The sequence below is a fragment of the Streptomyces mirabilis genome (assembly GCF_039503195.1).
GTDB lineage: Bacteria > Actinomycetota > Actinomycetes > Streptomycetales > Streptomycetaceae > Streptomyces > Streptomyces mirabilis_D.
In genome coordinates, this window is record NZ_JBCJKP010000001.1 from 10,784,734 (window position 1) to 10,804,119 (window position 19,386).

13 protein-coding genes and 8 pseudogenes are annotated in these 19,386 nt (G+C 69.0%); 12 read left to right on the forward strand and 9 right to left on the reverse strand.

From position 1 onward, the window contains the following. Positions 1–45: 45 nt before the first annotated feature. The 3 genes and pseudogenes from AAFF41_RS49360 to AAFF41_RS49370 form a co-directional block, all read right to left on the reverse strand. Positions 46–1,059: a cytochrome P450 gene (locus AAFF41_RS49360; protein WP_343326481.1), complete on the reverse strand. Its 1,014-nt coding sequence runs from the start codon at positions 1,057–1,059 to the stop codon at positions 46–48. 240 nt (positions 1,060–1,299) lie between these two features. Continuing rightward, positions 1,300–2,670: pseudogene (locus AAFF41_RS49365) on the reverse strand (NAD(P)/FAD-dependent oxidoreductase); the annotation flags it as partial. After that, a complete protein-coding gene (locus AAFF41_RS49370; protein ID WP_343326482.1) occupies positions 2,670–2,840 on the reverse strand; it encodes a ferredoxin in 171 nt (56 codons plus the stop codon). The pseudogene AAFF41_RS49365 and the gene AAFF41_RS49370, both read right to left, overlap by 1 nt. A gap of 192 nt (positions 2,841–3,032) precedes the next feature. Here AAFF41_RS49370 and AAFF41_RS49375 point away from each other — a divergent pair, with 192 nt between their 5' ends. After that, positions 3,033–3,362, forward strand: a complete 330-nt coding sequence (locus AAFF41_RS49375; protein ID WP_319753296.1) for a hypothetical protein — start codon at positions 3,033–3,035, stop codon at positions 3,360–3,362. 536 nt (positions 3,363–3,898) lie between these two features. Beyond that, positions 3,899–4,111: a cold-shock protein gene (locus tag AAFF41_RS49380; protein WP_343326483.1), complete on the forward strand. Its 213-nt coding sequence runs from the start codon at positions 3,899–3,901 to the stop codon at positions 4,109–4,111. A gap of 13 nt (positions 4,112–4,124) precedes the next feature. Here AAFF41_RS49380 and AAFF41_RS49385 read toward each other — a convergent pair whose 3' ends face one another. Then, the gene (locus AAFF41_RS49385) at positions 4,125–4,514 is read right to left on the reverse strand and encodes a hypothetical protein (RefSeq protein ID WP_319753297.1); all 390 of its coding nucleotides are present in this window, start codon (positions 4,512–4,514) and stop codon (positions 4,125–4,127) included. Positions 4,515–4,881: 367 nt separating this feature from the next. Beyond that, on the reverse strand, positions 4,882–5,523 hold the full coding sequence (locus AAFF41_RS49390) for a carbonic anhydrase (RefSeq protein ID WP_319753298.1): 642 nt from the start codon (positions 5,521–5,523) through the stop codon (positions 4,882–4,884). A gap of 519 nt (positions 5,524–6,042) precedes the next feature. On the opposite strand from AAFF41_RS49390, the pseudogene AAFF41_RS49395 reads away from it, so the two are divergent. Together AAFF41_RS49395 and AAFF41_RS52055 are read left to right on the forward strand one after the other, a co-directional pair. Beyond that, a pseudogene (locus tag AAFF41_RS49395) lies at positions 6,043–6,255 on the forward strand (SpoIIE family protein phosphatase); the annotation flags it as partial. 92 nt (positions 6,256–6,347) lie between these two features. Next, positions 6,348–6,413: pseudogene (locus tag AAFF41_RS52055) on the forward strand (helix-turn-helix domain-containing protein); the annotation flags it as partial. Between the two features lie 51 nt (positions 6,414–6,464). Here the strand turns inward: AAFF41_RS52055 and tnpA are convergent. Further along, positions 6,465–6,886 (reverse strand): annotated as a pseudogene (gene tnpA / locus AAFF41_RS49400) (IS200/IS605 family transposase); the annotation flags it as partial. A gap of 23 nt (positions 6,887–6,909) precedes the next feature. Between tnpA and AAFF41_RS49405 the strand changes: the two are divergent. Beyond that, positions 6,910–8,068: pseudogene (locus tag AAFF41_RS49405) on the forward strand (RNA-guided endonuclease InsQ/TnpB family protein). 434 nt (positions 8,069–8,502) lie between these two features. On the opposite strand, the gene AAFF41_RS49410 reads toward AAFF41_RS49405, so the two are convergent. Then, positions 8,503–9,552 carry an FUSC family protein gene (locus AAFF41_RS49410; protein ID WP_343326154.1) on the reverse strand — a complete coding sequence of 350 codons (1,050 nt, stop codon included), beginning with the start codon at positions 9,550–9,552 and terminating at the stop codon, positions 8,503–8,505. Positions 9,553–9,961: 409 nt separating this feature from the next. Between AAFF41_RS49410 and AAFF41_RS49415 the strand changes: the two genes are divergently transcribed. After that, positions 9,962–10,114 (forward strand): hydrophobic protein, encoded by a 153-nt coding sequence (locus tag AAFF41_RS49415; RefSeq protein ID WP_319753306.1) that lies wholly within the window; start codon positions 9,962–9,964, stop codon positions 10,112–10,114. Between the two features lie 188 nt (positions 10,115–10,302). Next, the gene (locus AAFF41_RS49420; RefSeq protein ID WP_343326155.1) at positions 10,303–10,674 is read left to right on the forward strand and encodes a PRC-barrel domain containing protein; all 372 of its coding nucleotides are present in this window, start codon (positions 10,303–10,305) and stop codon (positions 10,672–10,674) included. Positions 10,675–10,858: 184 nt separating this feature from the next. Here AAFF41_RS49420 and AAFF41_RS49425 read toward each other — a convergent pair whose 3' ends face one another. Together AAFF41_RS49425 and AAFF41_RS49430 are read right to left on the reverse strand one after the other, a co-directional pair. Continuing rightward, complete coding sequence (locus tag AAFF41_RS49425) at positions 10,859–11,068, reverse strand: hypothetical protein (RefSeq protein ID WP_319753308.1); 210 nt, start codon at positions 11,066–11,068, stop codon at positions 10,859–10,861. Between the two features lie 73 nt (positions 11,069–11,141). Beyond that, positions 11,142–11,312: a hydrophobic protein gene (locus AAFF41_RS49430; protein ID WP_319753309.1), complete on the reverse strand. Its 171-nt coding sequence runs from the start codon at positions 11,310–11,312 to the stop codon at positions 11,142–11,144. Between the two features lie 924 nt (positions 11,313–12,236). Between AAFF41_RS49430 and AAFF41_RS49435 the strand changes: the two genes are divergently transcribed. The 5 genes and pseudogenes from AAFF41_RS49435 to AAFF41_RS49455 form a co-directional block, all read left to right on the forward strand. Then, complete coding sequence (locus AAFF41_RS49435; protein ID WP_343326156.1) at positions 12,237–15,317, forward strand: FAD-binding and (Fe-S)-binding domain-containing protein; 3,081 nt, start codon at positions 12,237–12,239, stop codon at positions 15,315–15,317. An 11-nt stretch (positions 15,318–15,328) separates the two neighbouring features. Next, entirely contained in the window at positions 15,329–17,140 is a 1,812-nt protein-coding gene (locus AAFF41_RS49440) for a thiamine pyrophosphate-requiring protein (protein WP_351522260.1), read from the forward strand. 67 nt (positions 17,141–17,207) lie between these two features. Then, a pseudogene (locus AAFF41_RS49445) lies at positions 17,208–18,299 on the forward strand (enolase C-terminal domain-like protein). A 12-nt stretch (positions 18,300–18,311) separates the two neighbouring features. After that, positions 18,312–18,689, forward strand: a pseudogene (locus tag AAFF41_RS49450) (trehalase-like domain-containing protein); the annotation flags it as partial. Between the two features lie 379 nt (positions 18,690–19,068). Further along, positions 19,069–19,344, forward strand: a pseudogene (locus tag AAFF41_RS49455) (glycoside hydrolase family 15 protein); the annotation flags it as partial. Between the last annotated feature and the right edge of the window lie 42 nt (positions 19,345–19,386).

Genomic DNA, 19,386 nt, shown 5'->3' on the forward strand with positions numbered 1-19,386 from the left:
CCCGTCGGCCGCGGCGTGACCTTCCAACGGCCCTCGGTTGCCGCGTCAACGGTCACCCTGCTCGATGTCCAGATGGATCGGACCCCGAAGAACGGGGCTGGGCCGGTACGGCGGCGGGTCGGCGACCAGCCTGGGCCGGTCGAGCCGGCGTACCAGCTCGGTCAGCGCGATCTGGGTTTCCCGCCGGGCCAGCGGGCCACCGAAGCACAGGTGGATGCCGCTGCCGAACCCCAGGTGCTGGTTGTCACGCCGGTCCGGGTCGAATCGGTCCGGATCGTGGAAGCGCTTCGGATCGCGGCTGCCTGAGGCAAGCATGAGCATGATCTGCGAGCCCTTGGGGATGACGGTGTCGGCGACGGCGATGTCGCTGTACGCCGCCCGCCAGGGAATGATCTGCACGGGGGGCTCGTAGCGCAGCAGTTCCTCGACCAGCGGCACGACGAGGTCCGGTTCGTCGCGCAGTCGTTGCAGCACCTGCGGGTGGCGCAGCAGCGTCAGCATGCCGTTGGTGATGAGGTTGACGATGGTCTCATGGCCGGCGATGAGGAGCAGTTTGGCGGTGGCGACGATGTCGGCGTCGGCCATCCGACCGTCAGGCCCGTCGTCGTTGGCCAGCCGTGACAGCAAGTCGTCTCCCGGCCGGCCGTGGCGCTGTTCCACCAGCTCGCCGAGGCACTGGAGCAGTTCTTTGCGGGCCTGTACGCCCTTGTCCCGTTTTTCCTTCGGGTCGGTCTTGGGGTCGTAGTCGATCGAGTTCATGATGTCGTTCACCCAGAGGTGGAACCTCGGCTCGTTCTCGCGTGACACGCCGAGCAAGTGACAGATCACCGTTACGGGGAACGGGAAGGCGAAATCATCGACGACGTCGATCTGCTCCTTGCCCACCAAATCGTCGATCAGCCTGCGGACGGTGGCGGTCAGGAAGCCTTCAAGTCCGGTCACCAACCCAGGGGTGTGCGGGGGGCCGAAGTGACGCGTCGCCATACGCCGCAGGCGATCGTGCTCGGGCGAGTCCATGTGGATGAACGACGACGTGGCCCCTCCCTCGACCGAGGGCATCGGACGCGACAGATTGCGCACGTCGGAACTCAGATGCGGGTCATTCAGTATGTCCGTGATCTCGCGATAGGCGCTGACGACGTAGCTGCCGTCCTCCTGCCGAGCCACCGGCGTCCGGCGCAACTCGGCATACAACGGGTAGGGGTCGGCCCGGGCGGAGTAGTCGAAGATCCGTTGCAGCGTGCCGGGCGTCCCGGTCGCAGCCGTCCTGCCTTCCTCCTGCCGATGCCGGTGCACAGCCGTGACGCGGCGCTCACCCGGGTCATGGCCTGTGACGACCGCCGTGGCGCCCTGCGGGAACAGGGCGGGGCCGGCGAAGTCGACGGGCACCGGTTTCATGTCGGCCGGCTGGTCCGGCGTGGGACAGGGGGGCGGGAAAGGTGCTGCCGTCTCGATCAACCGTCGGTAGTGGTCCAGCCACTTGCCGTTGTTGAAGCTCACGGCGGCCGTGACGCGGCCCCGATAGCCATACACGGTGACGAAACGGTGGTCGTCCAGCGATCCCTGGGTGACGACCACCTCGTCGGCGAAGATCGGCACGCCGACGGACTTGATGTTGACGCCGAACTGGATCGACCAGAACAGCGGGATGGACAGGTGCGCCCAGCCGTCCGCCCGGGCGCTGACCATGTTGTGTGCCGCGACCTCTGCCTGCTCCACTGCGTTGGCCCAATGCTCCAGTGCGATGAGCCGGTATTCGTAGATGGGGTTCGGGCAACGTGCCACGTCTCCCGCGGCGAAGACGTCGTCGGCGACGCGGCCATGGATGTCGAGGGCGCGGCAACCCGTGTCACAGGTGATTCCCCACACGCCCGCCGCCAGTCCCGACTTCCGCAGCCACTCGGTGTTGCGGATGCTCCCGAGCGCCACCACCGCCACATCGGCGTCGATAGTGCTGCCGTCGGAGAAGTGGGCGCGGCGGAAGTGCCCCTGGGCGTCGCCTTCCAGCTGGGTGACTTTGACGCCGCAGCGCAGGTCGACGCCGTGGGCGCGCTGCATGTCCGCCGCCACCTCGCCGACCATGGCGCCGAGTGCGCCGACCAGCGGGGCCGGTGCGAGTTCGGCGACGGTCACCGGGATGTCCCGCTCGCGGCAGACGGAGGCGATCTCGGAGCCGGTGAAGCCCGCACCGATGACCAGTACCCGGGAGGGCCCGGCGGCGAGGGCTCGCTGCAGGCTCTCGGCATGCTCGCGCGTACGTACGACGAACACACCGTTCAGGGCCGCCTCGGACTCGACGAACCACGGCCGGGCCCGTACCCCGGTGGAGATCAGCACCCGGTCGAAGGGAACCTCGCGTCCGTCGGCGAGATGTACGTGGTTCGTCGCGAGGTCCAGCCCGCTGGCGGGCACGCCCAGCAGCCACTGCGCATCGATGCCACGACGGCGGGGCAAAGTGGTGCCGTCCGCCGGCACCCACCCGGTCAGTACCTGCTTGGACAGGGGAGGCCGGTCGTAGGGCTCGCCCAACTCGTCACCGATCATGGTCAACGATCCGGTGAAACCCTCGTCTCGCAGAGCCTCCGCGGCCCGCAGCCCCGCCAGCGACGCCCCGACGATCACGATGCGGCCATCGCGCTTGAACGCACGCAGGTTGTCGGCACTGGTCATCATGGCGATGCCTCCACCGGTGCGTGCCGCGCATGCAGCTGGTCGACCAGGATCGCCTGGAACGGGCAGGCTGCCGCGGCACGTAGCACCTGGTCGCGCCGGGCGTCGTCGGGGTGCGGCTCGTACATGAGCGCTTTCTCACCGTGCATCCGGAACGCCTCCGGAGCCAGGAACGCGCGCTGCGCCTACCCCTCGCATCGGGAAAGATCAACGACAACTTTCACCCCCGACCTCCACAGGGAGTGAGAGCTGACCCTCAAGCCGGCGCCACTCCGGCGCGCAATGAGGGAGGATCCGGCCGCTGCCCACGCCTGCGAAGTGCGAGGGGGTGCACCGCGCTCGTCGGGTCTCCATGGAAAGAATTGATCACCGCGGCTGAGGCGATCGGCGCCTGGCCAGGAACGTATCCCTGGTTGCCGCTGCATTTTGATTACGTAAGCGGCGCTCTTTTGGATTGCCGTTTCGACAGAAACCGTGTGCCCGGATCGGGTGGCCGGTCCGGCCGGTTCGCCGCGCAGCAGGCCGGGGCGGGCATCCGCGAGGGCGAAGGCTCGCTTGAGCCCGGCGACAAGCGCGTCGTCGATGCGGTAGCGCCGTGCTCGCTCGTCCCGCTGGAACAGGGGGTCCGCGCCATCCGGGCCGACGCGGCGCTGCACCGCCTTGACGCTGGTCAGCGTCCCGTTGATCCGTGACGGCGCGATCGGGGTTCGAGCGTCCGCTTGTAGTTCGGGTGTTCTTCAATCCTCTGGATTGCCTTCTGGGTCGTCGTCGGGTGATCGGCGAAGTGCTGCTCGATGTCGTCGAAGGAGGCCACGCCTCCGGAACGGCCGGTCGCAGCCCGTAGGCCGCCTGGACCGCGGCCACCGTCTGCTCGTGCGACGAACGCACGATGGCCGCCCCTCGGAGGGGCGCTACGACTTCGTGATTCGAGCTAACGACGATCTCGAACGAGAAATCCACCTCGCGGTTCTTCCCTTCGTTCTGCCGATCAAGCAGGACCGAGGAGGATCCGCATCCGGCCACCGTGCGCCTCGTACGCACCGCGGCGTCCAGGACGTCCCAGACCATCTGCTCCGCATGCTCGGGCAGTGCCGCGAGCACCTTCGCGGCGGGCAGCGATAGCCGGATCTGCGTACGGCTGCTCTCCGGTCACCCGATCCCGCTCCGGATCTCTTCGAAGCCGGACTCGTTTCATTCCCTCAGCGGGTTGATCAGCCAGGCGGGCGTTATGTCTGAGCGCCAGTCCGGCACGGTGAAGTGGTTCAACGAAGCGAAAGGGTTCGGCTTCATCACCCCCGAAAGTGGCCCGGACCTCTTCGTGCACTTCAGGGCGATCCAAGGCAGCGGCTTCAAATGCCTTCGAGAAGGTCAGAAGGTGACCTTCGTTGCGGTGCAGGGGCAGAAGGGCATGCAGGCGGATGAGGTCATCGCAGAGTCCTGAGCCCCAGTAGCGGTCACAGGACGGCGCCGTGCGGGGTACAGCGGTTTCCGGACAGGGCGTAGCGGCCTGCGGCGAGGCCGTGCTCGAGGTTCTCGCCGCGCGCCTCGCACAATGGCGCCAGGAGGTCGGCGGCGTCGGTGTCCGACAGGTAGGCCGGAGCGACCTCGCGCATCAACTCGTCGATCGCGTAGGTGGTGGCGGCGAGGTCGTCGACGACGCGACGCAGCTCGGTGAGCGCGGGATCCGCCGGCAGATCGGCGGCCGAGGGTGCGGGGCGGACGGCCTGGTGGGCAACTGCGCGCACGGTGGGCTCATCGACGGCCTGGAGGCCGCTGTGGGCGAGCATGGCGAGGCGCCGGGTGATCAGCTCCGCGATGTCGCCCTGGGACTTGCGATCGCCCACCGGATCCGCCGCGCCGCGGGGCCCCGGCCCTCCATGTGACCGGCACCGACGCTGTGCCCTTACTGCTCCCCGAGACGGGGGCCGGGCGGATTGGCGGCCCATTCGGCTGAGCGCCCACCGGTCTGGCAGACCAGGCACAGTTCGTGCCGCCCCTCATCGGTGACGACCGCCCCCATCCCGGCACACCTCGCAGCCCGCGGCCCGCACCAGGTCGGCGCGGGGGACGGTGCTGGGCGCGCGGTCGGCTCCGTGAGCCATCGGAGGCCCTTCCCTGGAGGTCGCGCGGTGAACCCGAGGGGTTCCTCGTCCAGGTACACGGGGGTCCTCCGGCCACGGCACATCACGCTGAGCAGCACGCCCGGGGCGATCAGGACGCGGCGGGAACCGCCGCATCGAGGCCGCGAGAGGCGACGAGCTGTGCACTGCCATCGGCCAAGCGGTAGCACAGGCCCACCACGGCGGCCTGGCCGGCGGCGACCTTCTTCACGAGTACCCGGGAGCGGTCCAGCAGCAGGTCGACGGTGTGCCTTACGTGCTCGGCGAGGATCTCCTCGGGCTCAACCTGTCCGGCGGCCCGTGCTGCCAGCACGCTGGGGGTCACGCGCTCGACGACGTCCCGGATGTATCCGCCCGGTGTCATGCCGCTCTCCAGGGCGGCGCACGCTGCGCCGACCGCGCCGCACGAGTCGTGGCCGAGGACCACGACCAGCGGGCAGCCCAGGACATCCACGCCGTACTCGATGCTGCCCAGCACCTCCGGGCCCATGACGTGGCCTGCGGTGCGCACCACGAACAGGTCGCCCAGGCCGCGGTCGAAGATGATCTCGGCGGCCAGCCGGGAGTCGGAGCACCCGAACAGCACGGCGAAGGGCTGCTGGGACGGTGCGATCTCGGCGCGGCGGGTGGCGTCCTGGTTGGGGTGCGCGGGGGCACCGGCGACGAAGCGCTGATTACCGGCCAGCAGCAGCTCGAAGGCGTCACGGGGCGTCGGGGTCCTGATCTCCGTCATGGTCGCAGCCTAGGGCCCGTCCATGGACTTTCAGGAACGAGGGTCGTCCGCGCAGCCTCCGTGTCGTCCCCTTCGTCGAGCGCGGTGCGAGGCCTGATCGGTCAGGTCGTGCGGGGCACGGCACGAGCCAGGGGTTCGAGGTCGCCGTAGCGGGCCGCGTGCAGGACGGCGGCCAGCTCGCGTGCGCGGGACTCGACCTCCACGTCGTACGGTCCGCCGCCCCCGATACCTGCCTGGCACCGGGGCCGCGTCAGCTTCCTCCCGAAGCACCGATCTCCCTGAGGGGCCGGGGCCTTCGTGCTGCCGGGCGCCGTTGTGTGCGCCCCGGGCTGAGATGCTGAACTGGTTGGGCTGCCGGGCCGGTGGACCCAACCATGATGTCACCGGTCCGGCAGCCCGGGAGCGGGGCGCCGATCGGCGCCTCGTGGCTCCTTGGGGGTGCGGTGCGGGGGCGACAGCGTTCCAGGTCGGCGCTCCTACGCAGCGAGGTGACCACGGTCCGCAGGTCTGTGGCGACGCCATGAGGGGGAGGGGGTGACCGCAGCAACCTGTCTCTACGTGGTCTGCGGCCCCGTGTCGGAGGCCTGCACGATGGCCCGTGCGGGACACCCGCAACCGGTGGTGGTGCGTCCGGACGGGACGGTCACCTGTCCTGGCGTCCCGGCTTCGACGCCGCTCGGCCTGGGCGGCTACCCGTTCGAGACCGCCGAGTTCTCCTTGCCAAAGGGGTCTTAACTGCTATGGGCTTCGTCTTCGAATCTCAGTGTTTGTCAACTTCCTTTAACGGGCGGGGTGTTGTCGGTGGCGGCCGGTAGCCTGATCGGGTGATCGTCACGCATGCCTACCGGTTTGCACTGGACCCGACGCCTGGTCAGGCCAGGGCGCTGCTGCGGCATGCCGGTGCGGCCCGGGTGGCGTTCAACTGGGGTATCGCGCAGGTGGGGACGTTTCTGGTTTTCGATGTACTCCTTGATGACAGCGAGCGGGGCGCCCCCGCACGAGGCGGCGAAGTAGGACGGCGACCAGAAGTGGTCACCCCACAGGTAGTTGCGGATGTGGCCGGGGAACTCCTGCCGCAGGCGCCGGGCGGAGACGCCCTTGAGGGAGTCTACGAGCCGGGAGATGGCGACCTTGGGCGGGTAGTGCACGAGCAGGTGGACGTGATCGCGTTCGCCGTTGAACTCCCGCAGCTCCGCGCCGAAGTCGGTACACACGTCGTGCATGACCTCTTCGCAGCGCCGAAGGATCTCGTCGGTGAACGGTCCGCGCCGATACTGGGGGTGAAGACCAAGTGGGCGTGCAGGGTGTCGACGACGCTATGGCCCCTGCGAATCTCGGGGGTTGGTTCCCTGCGTGGTGACATAGATCAACGTTACGATTACGCTCATGAAGATCGTGACGCAGGTCAAGCTCATGCCGGACGCCGCGCAGGCGTCCGCGCTTGAGCGCACCCTGGGCACGGTCAACGACACCGCGAACTGGGTGTCGGAGGTGGCGTTCGAGCACGGCGTGCCGCGTGAGTACGAGCTGCGCAATCACACCTATGCCGAACTCAAAGCCCGTGGGCTGGGAGCGCAGGCCGCGCAACACGTCATCAAGAAGGTGCGCGACTCATACACCGCGCTCAAGGCCAACATCCGGGCCGGGAACCTCGGCAAGGACGGTTCCAGGCGTCGCCGCAAGGCTGAGTCCAAGCCGGTCACCTTTCGCCCCGAGGCCGCCCAGCCGTATGACGACCGGTGCCTGAGCTGGCAGTACGACCAGCGGACCGTGTCCATCTGGACCGTGGACGGCCGGGTCAAGAACATCCGCTTCGTCTGCTCCGCCGACGCGCTCAAGATGCTCCAGGTGCACCGGCAGGGCGAATCCGACCTGATCGAGCGCGACGGCGTCTTCTACCTCGTCGCCACCTGTGACGTGCCCGAGGCCGAGCGGTACGAGCCGGACGGCTTCATCGGGGTGGACCTGGGCATCGAGAACATCGCCACCACCTCCGCCGGCTACCTCGCCGCCGGGCGGGGGCTCCACCGGTACCGCAAACGACAGCTCGCCCTGCGGGCCAAGCTCCGGAAGAAGCCGCACCAACAGCGCCAAGCGGCGACTCAAGGCCCGTGCCCGCAAAGAGGCGCGGCACGCCGCCAACCAGTACCACATCATCTCCAAGACGATCGTGACCGAGGCTGAACACACCGGGCGCGGCCTGTCCCTCGAAGAACTCAAGGGCATCCGCAACCGGGTACGGCTCCGCAAGCCCCAACGGGTCGCACTCCACTCCTGGGCCTTCGCCCAGCTGGGAGACTTCATCGTCTACAAGGCCAAGCGGGCCGGTGTGCCCCTGGTCTTCGTTGATCCCGCGTACACGTCGCAGACGTGCGCCGGGTGCGGCCACCTCGACAAGCGCAACCGTGTCGACCAGGAGCTTTTCATCTGCCGGGGGTGCGGGGTCGTTGCCCACGCCGACCGGAATGCTTCCCACAACATCGCCACCCGTGGCGGGAGCGTGTGGAATGCGGGGCGTGAGTCACGCGTCCCTGCCACCCCATAACGGGGTGTCTGAACGGAGGAGTTCACCCCAGCAGCCAGTTGGGCACTACCTCCAAGCCCGGTCCTTTAGGGCCGGGTCAAGTTGACTAGCGGCCACTGGTGGCGCCACGGCGCGAAAGTCCGGTGTGAGCTCATGGGGCAGTGAAGGCACGGCCTGGTCTGCCGAACCCTGCCCGAGCTGCGCCCTGAGCGCCCGTCATGGCTTGGCCGATCCTCCTGCTGAGGCGGCGGACGCGGACCCGCCACCGCTCTGCCCCGGACCAGTCCGTCGCCGTACCGCACGCAGTCCTGGATACGACGGTCGCTTTCGCCATGCGCAGCGCGCAGTCCTGGCCACTCCGACCCTCTTCGCCGGCCTGCAGGGCGCGGACGTTGCCCGCCTGCCGGAACTGACCTGGGCGTTCAGATCCCCGTTTGTCGTCGCGCTCAACATCGTCAGTCCTGGACGAGCTGATCGGCCAGACGGCGCGCCTGGACCACCAGGGCGCCGTGCGTCGCCAGCGCGTCGGGATCGTCCCGCACGGTGCCGGGCAGCTGCCGGTGAAGTTCGTCGAGGCTGCCGCGCAGCTCGTCCACGGCCTCACGGAGGGCCCTTTCGGCCGCCTGATCGGTGCCGTTCTGCGCGAACCGGGTCTGCCCGTAGAGACCGACCGCCCGGGCGGTGTGGCGCAGGAAGTCGGCGTAGGGACCGGTGATCTGCGGGCCGGTGCGGACCGCCTCGTCGTCGTGGAGGGCGATCTCCAGCACGGTGCGGGTCACACCGGCGATGTGCACGGCGACCTGGTCCAGCATGGCCAGCGCGTCGTCGTACCCCTGGCCGGGCGGCGGGATGCCACCCGTGCCGAGCCCCCGGTGATTGCCCCGCATGCTCTCGCGGCTCCAGCCGATCGCGGAGCGGCCCTGGTCGACCAGGCGTCCCAGTCGTAGCGCGCGCTCGTGCCAGCCCCGGGCTGTCTGCCCGTCCCACTGACCGTCGGCCAGTGCCTGGGCCACCGCGGACAGAATCTGCTGCGCCTCGTCGGCGGCGTCCTTGAGGGCGGCGCGGGTGTCGCGCAGGTACACCGGGGGCCGGACCAGCGCGTTGACCGCGATGCCGACCACCGCGCCGAAGACCGCCTCCGCGATACGCGCGCCCGACGTGGCCAGGGTGACCCGGCCGTCGGTCAGGACGAACAGCGCGCCGGTGGCGGCATAGATGCCCTGGCTGCCCAGGCGCCGCCACTGCGCCAGCAGCAGCACCACCGGAAGCACCACGACCATCGAGACCATCGTGCCGCCCAGGGCCAACGCGACGGCTGTCGCCACCATCGTGCCCACCGCGATGGCCGCCAGCTGCTGCAGGCCGTGCGCGAGCGACCGGTACACCGTCGACTCCACCAGCACGACCGCCATCCACGGGGCGACGAACGCCACCGGCGCTCGCAACCACCACCCGGCCACCGCCCACGCCAGACAGGCGGCCAGCGCCGCCTTGCTGGCCTGCATCGTCAGATCCCGTTCACGACCCGGTCCCCTCCACACCCGCCGCACCGCCAGTACCGGACCCCCGGCGTGACGACGAACCACCCCTCCCGCCCAACCCGCCCACTCCATGACCGACCAAGTGCCCTGCCAGACAGGACGGATGCGTACCTGTGGCGATCTTCATTGGCGGATGCCACCGCCAGGGCCCGTCCATGGGGGACGCTCGACCTGACCGGCTCTGAGGCCGGCCAGGTCACCGCTGACGTACCTGTGTTCGGGGACGCGGACGTCGATCTTTCCTTCAGCACCGCACACACCGCGTTCGAGACGTGGCGGGACTTCGCTCCGGCACGGCGGTAGCCCAGTCCGATGCGTGTAGCCGACGTTCGGGAGGGCCCGCAGGCACACGACGGTTCGGAGGTGGACAACTGTGGTTCCCCTGCTACTTGTTCTGCTGCTGGCCCTGATTCTCTTCGGTGCGGGTTTCGCGCTGAGAATTCTGTGGTGGGTCGCGATCGTCGTCCTGGTCTTGTGGCTCGTCGGCTTCGTTGCGCGTCCGAAGGGTGGCAGCGGTCGCTGGTAGTTGAGGGTGAAAATATTTGCAAGAGCCGGAGAGGTTTCGGGATGCCGGCTTGAATTCGGGGCGTGCGAACCCGGATGACGGGCACCCGCAACTGTGGCGGTCGAAGAAGCCGCTGTGTACGGCGTACGGAAAAGGAGGATCGGCGGGAGTCTTCGTCGTCCTCCGTTTACCGGAGGAGTTGTTTTCGCGTGACTGAGAATGTGTGGAGTTACAGGTCGACCGCGGGTCGTCTTGCGGACGCCGACCTCACTGGATACAAGGTCGAGGCGAAGGACGGCAGTATCGGCAAGGTCGACAAGCACTCCGACGAGGTCGGTGACGCCTATCTGGTGGTCGACGCCGGTGTGTGGATCTTCGGCAAGGAGGTCATGCTGCCGGCGAGCACGGTCGTGAGCATCGACCCGAACGAGAAGAAGGTCTTCCTCGGCCTCACCAAGCAACAGATCAAGGAATCCCCGGAGTTCGACCGCGAGAAGCACCTCGGTGACCCGGGCTACCGCGACGAACTGGGCACCTATTACGGCACCGGGGGCGCCCCGTTCGGTGGCCCGCACGCCTGACCGGAAGCTCTCTGAGCACCATGGCCCCGGGACTCGTCACAGAGTCCCGGGGCTCTTGCGTGGCGCGGAGAACTAGGCTGTCCGCCTGAAGATCGTTCGGGCTGTCGGCGGCGGCTGAACCAAGAGCGTTTCCAAGTCTTCCAGGCTGGGGCGACGAACCGGACGGGGCCCTATCCGACCGCCGCTATTCGTCCGATTCATCCGACGTCGCAGCCTGCGTGCTCTGCTTAGAGGAATTCCGCTCGGCGTTGTCCGATGCGGAATTCTTGTTTTCCTCGTCTTCCTGCGTTCGGGGACGCACGGCTTCCTCCGCTTCGTCCCGAGCCTCCTGGTCGCCGCCTTCCCCGAGAGCCTGGGACGGAGGGGTGGGCTTCGAGTGCTTCTGCTCGCTCATAGGTGCTCCTGGTGTCGTGTGAGGGTTTCCGATCAGAATGCGGCCCGTATCGGACGCTACGAGCTCTACAGCTCTACCAGCGATACCAACGTCCTCGATTTCCGCTCGCGCTCGTTCCGCGCATCAGGAATCCCAGGAGCCAGAGGACGAGAACGGCCAGAGCGATCCACCAGAGGATCTGGACCGTGAAACCGGCGCCGAAGAGGATCAGCACCAAGAGCAATACCAACAGGATGGGAACCATGACGTGTACCTCCTGCTCGCCGAGTGCCCTGAAACGATCCGGTCGGACGCCGTGATGGCAGCTGATCCCGGAGGCTGCCGCGACAGGTGGGTCGCGGATATGTGGGCACTCGGCTATCACCCGTCGCCTGTCCCCCGGGGGGATGCCGCGAGCACTGCCACGGCATGTCCCTCTCCGGAAAACCGCGCGAGGGGTGAAACGCGGGTGTCCTCGGAGTGAGGGGACAAACCCCCGTGTCGGTCTCCGGTCTTCGGGTACGCAGTGGCCACGACCGAAGAGCCGACCGTTACGACGCCCCTCGGCCTCCGTCCGCCTCGAACACCCCGACGCCGAGGAGAACCGTGTGACCTCGCTCCGCCCCTTGTCGCGACCCGTCGTCCGGCAGCAAGGAACCGATGTCGGTGACGCGACGGTCAAGGCCCTTCTTGACGGTGGGCGTTCGGACCCGAACGCCTGGCGGTTCGTACCGCGCCGACGACCGCTGTCGCGCGGCTGTCTCGCGGGCATAGCCGCCGGAATCGACGGCGTGCGTCCTGCTGCCATACGGAGAGGAACTGCTGCGCTGCCGCCGGGCGGCCCGGACACGGAGCGAATCGACGCGGGACGAAACGACATGGCAAGCCGTACATGGGGATTGATCACCATGCGTATCGCATACCTGATGGCGCTCAAAGGGTCGAACAGATCGACGTGACCGAGCCGTGGCAGGCGGTCACCGACCAAGGCCACGAGCACCCTCGTCCTCCCCGGCGGGACGGCCGACCCTGACCCGCTACGCACCGACGAGGGCGCCGTGGTGCAACGCGGGCGGGACCTGGGTGCCGGCGCTCGGCCCGGACCGGACGTTAGCCACCCCGATCGCCGGGAACTCGTCCTGCGCAGCCGAGCGGCCCGCCGTATCGGGGCGCTGGTAGAGGGGAGCCGATGGTGATCGAGGCCCGGAAATCGGAGACGGCGCTGGACACACATGCCCTGGAGAAGGCTCTCCGCGAGCGGGTCGACGGCGAGGTGCGGTTCGACGCGGGGAGCCGGGGCGCCTACGCGACGGACGGCTCGAACTACCGGCAGGTCCCGATCGGCGTCGTGGTCCCGCGCGCGATCGAGGCGGGCGCCGACGCGGTCGCGGTCTGCGCCGAATTCGGGGCACCGGTGCTGTCCCGAGGCGGCGGGACAAGCCTGGGCGGCCAGTGCACCAACACCGCCGTGGTCATCGACTGGACGAAGTACTGCAACAAGGTGCTGTCGATCGACCCGGCACAGCGCACATGCGTCGTCGAACCGGGCATCGTCCTGGACGAACTCAACCGCCAACTCGCCGACCACCAGCTCCGGTTCGGCCCCAAGCCGTCCACTCACAGCCATTGCTCGCTCGGCGGCATGATCGGCAACAACTCGTGCGGCGGCTCCGCCCAGGCCTACGGCAAGACCGTGGACAACGTACGACGCCTGGAGATCCTGACCTACGACGGCACCCGCTGCTGGGTCGGCCCCACCTCGGACGACGAGTACGAGGCGATCATTGCGGCCGGCGGCCGACGCGCCGAGATCCACCAAGGGCTGCGGCAGATCATCGACCGCACCATGGCGGACGTACGGCGCGGATTCCCCCGTATCCCGCGCCGGGTCTCCGGATACAACCTTGACTCGCTGCTGCCCGAGAACGGCTTCGACGTGGCGCGGGCGCTGGTGGGCAGCGAGGGCACCCTCGTGACCGTCCTGCGCGCCGAACTCGACCTCGTGCCGGTGCCGCCGTACGAAGCCCTCCTCGTCCTCGGCTACGACGACATCTGCACGGCCGCCGGCGACGTGCCCCGGCTGCTGAAGCGCAGCAGGCCGACCCAACTGGAGGCGCTCGACGGGCGGATGGCCCAGTTGATGCGTGAAGAGGGCGCCTATCTCGACTCGTTGCATCAGCTTCCGGAGGGCGAGAGCTGGCTCCTGGTCCAGTTCACCGGGGACAGTCAGGACGAAGTCGACGGGCAGGGCCGCGAGTTGATCCAAGCGCTCGGACGCGGCGAAGGCGATCCGACGGTCGCGTTCTCCGACGACCCGGCGCGCGAACGCAAGATGCTCAAGGCCCGCGAAGCCGGCCTCGGCGTCACCGCACGGCCGCCCGGTGGCCGGGAGACCTGGGAGGGCTGGGAGGACTCGGCCGTGGCGCCCGAAGTCCTCGGCGACTACCTGCGCGACCTGAAGAAGCTGTTCGCCGAGTTCGGCTACGACCATCCCTCCCTGTACGGCCACTTCGGTCAGGGCTGCGTACACACCCGCATCCCCTTCGAACCCACCACCGCCGAAGGGGTCACGAAATTCCGGGAGTTCCTCTTCCGGGCCGCGGATCTGGTGGCCTCCTACGGCGGTTCGCTCTCCGGCGAGCACGGCGACGGGCAGGCGCGCGGCGAGCTGTTGCCGCGCATGTTCGGGGAGGCCGTGGTGGCCGCGTTCGGGCAGGTGAAGGCCCTGTTCGACCCGGACAACCGGATGAATCCTGGCAAGGTCGTCGACCCGTACCGCGTGGACGAGAACCTGCGTCTGGGACCGCTGTGGCGGCCGGACAGCCACGACACACACTTCAGCTATCCGGACGACGACCATTCCTTCGACCGGGCGGTGATGCGCTGTGTCGGCATCGGCAACTGCCGTACGCACGAAGGCGGGGTGATGTGTCCGTCCTACCGGGCGACCGGCGAGGAGGAGCACTCCACGCGCGGGCGGGCCCGGCTGCTGTTCGAGATGCTCGACGGACACGCGGACTCCGCGATCACGGACGGCTGGCGCTCCACCGAGGTCCGCGACGCTCTGGACCTCTGCCTGGCCTGCAAGGGCTGCAAGTCCGACTGTCCGGTGGGCGTCGACATGGCGACCTACAAGGCCGAGTTCCTCTCCCACCACTACGAAGGGCGGCTGCGGCCGGCGGCGCACTACTCCATGGGCTGGCTGCCGGTGTGGGCGCGGATGTCCCGGCTGGCACCGCGACTCGTCAACGCGGCACTCGGCGCGCCCGGCATCGCCCGCCTCGGCAAGAGCCTCGCCGGCGTGGCCGCCGAGCGCGACGCACCCGTCTTCGCCGAGGAGTCCTTCGTGCAGTGGTGGCAGGCGCGGGGGACTCCCGACCCCGATCCGGCCGACCCGCGCACCGTCCTGCTCTGGCCGGACACGTTCAGCACCTACTTCCACCCCAATGTCGCGAAGTCCGCAGTCCGGGTCCTGGAGGGCGCCGGATTCAACGTCGCCGTCCCCACCCGGTCCGTGTGCTGCGGCCTCACCTGGATCTCGACCGGCCAACTCGCTACCGCCAAGCGGGTGTTGCTCCACACGCTCGACGTGCTGCGACCCTGGCTGGAGGCCGGCACCCCCGTCATCGGCCTCGAACCGTCCTGTACGGCCGTCTTCCGCGCCGACGCCATCGAGTTGCTGCCGGACGACCAGGATGTACGGCGCCTGGCAGAGCAGTTCAGGACGTTCGCCGAACAACTCCTCAACCACACCCAGCAAGGCTGGCAGCCCCCGTCCCTCACCAGGGCGGCGACCGTGCAGACCCACTGCCACCAGCACGCGGTGACGAAGGACGACGCCGACCGCGAACTGATGCGCCGCGCCGGGATCGACGCGAACGTCCTCGACGCAGGTTGTTGCGGTCTGGCCGGCAACTTCGGCTTCGAGCGAGGCCATTACGACCTGTCGATGACCGTGGCGGAGCAAGGGGTGCTGCCCGCCGTCCGGGACACCGCCCCTGGCGCGCTGGTTCTCGCGGACGGCTTCAGCTGCCGTACGCAGATCGAACAGGGCGACACCGGCCGACGTGCACTGCACCTGGCCGAGGCCCTGGCGCTCGCCCTCGACGGACAGCATCTGCCCGCCGATCACCCCGAGAAGCTCGCCGACCGGCCCGAGGGCTCCGCCCGCGACGGGCGTCTGCTGGCCGCGGGCGCGGTCGCCGCTGTGCTCGGGGCAGCGGCGGCCGTCGGGACCTACCGGTTCCGCTGCCGGCAATCATCGCGATGAGAGGAACTCCCGTGTCTATAAAGGTGTCCGACTACGTTCTCCAGCGGCTCCGTGAATGGGATGTCGACCATGTCTTCGCCTACGCGGGCGACGGCATCAACGGCCTCCTCGCCGCCTGGGGCCGCTCCGACAACAAGCCGAAGTTCGTCCAGTCACGGCACGAGGAGATGTCCGCGTTCGAGGCCGTCGGCTACGCCAAGTTCTCCGGCAAGGTCGGTGTCTGCGCGGCGACGTCGGGCCCCGGAGCGATCCACCTCCTCAACGGGCTCTACGACGCGAAACTCGACCACGTCCCGGTCGTCGCCATCGTCGGGCAGACCAACCGCAGTGCCATGGGCGGTAGTTACCAGCAGGAGGTCGACCTGCTGAGCCTCTACAAAGACGTCGCCTCCGAGTACTGCGAGATGGTCACCGTCCCCGAGCAACTGCCCAACGTCATCGACCGGGCCATGCGTACCGCGTACGCCAGGCGCACCGTGACGGCGGTCATCATCCCTGCCGACGTACAGGAGTTGACCTACTCGGAGCCCACCCACGCCTTCAAGATGGTGCCGTCCAGCCTCGGCCTGACCCACTCCGCGCCGGTCCCGCCCGCAGCTGAACTCGCGCGCGCCGTCGAGGTGTTGGACGAGGGCGAGAAGGTCGCGATCCTGATCGGGCAGGGCGCGCGCGGCGCCCGGGCCGAGGTGGAGGAGATCGCCGAGGTGCTGAGCGCCGGGGTGGCCAAGGCGCTGCTCGGCAAGGACGCCCTGCCCGACGATCTGCCGTACGTCACCGGATCGATCGGTCTGCTCGGCACCCGTGCCTCCTACGAGATGATGCGGGACTGCGACACCCTCCTCGTGATCGGCTCCAGCTTCCCGTACACCCAGTTCCTGCCGGAGTTCGGGCAGAGCAGGGCCGTGCAGATCGACATCGACCCGTTCATGATCGGGCTGCGTTATCCCTTCGAGGTCAACCTCGTGGGGGACGCGAAGGAGACCCTGCGGGCCCTGCTGCCGCAGCTGAAGCGCAAGCAGCACGGCTCGTGGCGCAAGAAGACCGAGATGGCCACCGCCCGTTGGTGGGACGTCATGCGGCGGCGGGCGGCCGTGGACGCGGACCCGATCAACCCCGAATACGTCGTGCACACCCTCGACGCGCTCCTGCCCGACGACATCATCCTGGCCGCGGACTCCGGCTCGGCCGCCAACTGGTACGCACGGCACCTGCGGATGCGCGGAAACATACGCGGCTCCCTGTCCGGGACCCTCGCCACCATGGGGCCCGGCGTGCCGTACGTCATCGGCGCCAAGTTCGCCCACCCCGACCGTCCGGCGCTGGCGATCGTCGGGGACGGGGCGATGCAGATGAACGGCATGGCCGAACTCATCACCGCCGCCAAGTACTGGCCCGAGTGGGAGGACCCGCGGCTGATCGTCGCCGTCCTCAACAACCAGGACCTCAACCAGGTGACGTGGGAGATGCGGGCCATGGCCGGCGCCCCGCAGTTCCTGCCCTCCCAGGCCCTCCCGGACGTGCCGTACGCCGACTTCGCCCGCTCGATCGGCCTCGACGGGGTACGGGTCGAGAAGCCGGGTGACGTGGAGGACGCGTGGCAGCGGGCGCTCGCCGCCGACCGGCCGTTCGTCATCGACTTCCGCACCGACCCCGCCGTACCGCCGATCCCGCCGCACGCGACCCTCGACCAGATCGAGGCCGCCGCCTCCGCCGTAATCAAGGGCGACAGCGATCGCGCCGGCATGATCCGCCAGGGCCTGAAGGCAAAGGTCCAGGACATGCTTCCCGGCGGCAGACAGCGCCAGGACAAGCCGGGGGAGTGATGGCCTTGAGCACCGGCGCGGGCGGGGAGGGCGAGCCGCTGCGCACCGGCGGTGCCACGAACCGCTCGTGGAGCGGGTCGAGACCGCCGTGTACACCGTCCCCACCGACGCGCCGGAGGGCGACGGCACGCTGACCTGGGACTCGACCACCGTGGTCGTGGTCCAGGTCCACGGGGGCGGCGCCACAGGACTGGGCTACACATACGGTGCGGCGGCCACCGCCCATGTCGTCGAGCACCAACTCGCCGACGTCGTAACGGGCTTGAGCGCCTGGAACGTGCCCGCCGCCAACGAGGCGATGAACCAGACAGTCCGCAACGCCGGCCGGCCCGGTCTCCTCGCCGGGGCCGTCTCGGCCGTAGACATCGCACTATGGGACCTGAAGGCCCGCCTCCTCGACCTGCCTCTGACCCGGCTGCTCGGCGCGAGCCGCACCAACGTACCCGTGTACGGCAGTGGCGGCTTCACGACGTACGACCAGCACCAGATGGACCGTCAACTACACCAGTGAACCGAGGAGTTGGACATCCCGCGAGTGAAGATCAAGATCGGGGAGTCCTTGGGCCGGGCCGAGGGGCGGGACCGCGAGCGGATCGTCCAGGCCCGCCGGAGCATCGGCGACGCGCGGGAGCTCTACGTCGACGCCAATGGCGCCTACTCCCGCAAACAGGCGATCCGGATGGCCCGCCACCTCGACGAGCACGGTGTGACCTGGTTCGAAGAGCCCGTCTCCTCGGACGACCTGGCCGGACTGGCGCACATCCGGGCAGCCGTTGCGGCCGAGGTGACCGCTGGGAAGTACGGCTACACCCTCGCCTACTTCGGCCACATGCTCGGTGCGGCAGCCGTGGACTGCCTCCAGGCCGACGCCACCCGCTGCGGCGGAATCACCGTCTGGCTGCGCGCGGCGGCCCTCGCGGAAGCGGCGGGACTGGAACTCTCCGGCCACTGCGCCCCGCACGTCCACGCACACGCCGCGGCCGCGATCCCGAACCTGCGCCATCTGGAGTGGTTCCACGACCACACGCGCATCGAGGATGGCTTCTTCGACGGGACCCTCGACCCGCACGGCGGCAGCATCCGCCCGGGCGCCGACGGCGCACCCGGCCACGGCCTGACCATCCGCGCCGAACAGGCGGAGAAGTACCGGACCGGATAGGAACGGAGCACGATGAGCACGCCGGAAACAGCCGAGCACGGCACGTATCCGCCACAGGCGCTGCACGACTGCGCTTTCCTCGCCGACGGTGAGCGCGGGGCGCTGGTCGGCCCGCGCGGGGAGATCACCTGGCTGTGCGCACCTCGCTGGCACAGCGGCGCGGTCTTCTCCACCCTCATCGGCGGAACCGGCCTCTACGCCGTCACGCCGACGGGCCGCTTCGTGCCCGGCGGACACTACGAAGAGGGATCCCTGATCTGGCGCAGCCGCTGGGTCACCGGGGACGGGATCGTGGAGTCCCGAAAAGCGCTGGGGTTTCCGGGAGAGCCGGGCCGACTAATCCTGCTGCGGCGCGTACGGGCGACGGAGGGACCGGCCCAGGTCCGGGTGGTGCTGCATCCCGTCGCCGACTACGGCACCCAGTCCCTGCGTGACGCACGACGCGATGACGACGGCGTGTGGACCGCACGGGCGGGCGACCTGCACCTGCGCCGGAGCGGTGGAGGGGATGCCTCGCTCTCTGAAGTCAGCTCTAAGGGTGGGCAGTTGACCCTGGACCCGGCCTCGGCGCCGGACAGTGGCACGACCTGGCGCTCGAACTCAGTGAGTTCCCGCTGTGGGACGCCCCCTCCCGGTCCCGTCCACGTCGTGGTCCCGCACCGAACGCGCCTGGTCGGACGCCGTACCCGCGCTGGACAACACGGTCGCCGCTCGCGACGCACGGCAGGCGTACGCCGTGCTGCGCGGCATGACCAGCGCCGACGGAGGCATGGTCGCCGCGGCCACGACAAGCCTCCCGGAACGTTCCGAGGAAGGGCGCAACTACGACTACCGCTACGCGTGGATCCGCGACCAGTGCTTCGCGGGCCAGGCCGTGGCGGCAGCTGGCCAACACCCCTTGCTGGACGATGCAGTTCGATTCGCCGGCACCCGACTGCACGAGGACGGCCCGAAACTGAAACCGGCGTGCACGGTTGACGGCGGGCCTGTTCCCGACCAACGCACTCTCGAACTGCCGGGCTATCCCGGCCGATTCGACCGGATCGGGAACCACGTCAGTGGCCAGTTCCAACTCGACGTGTTCGGC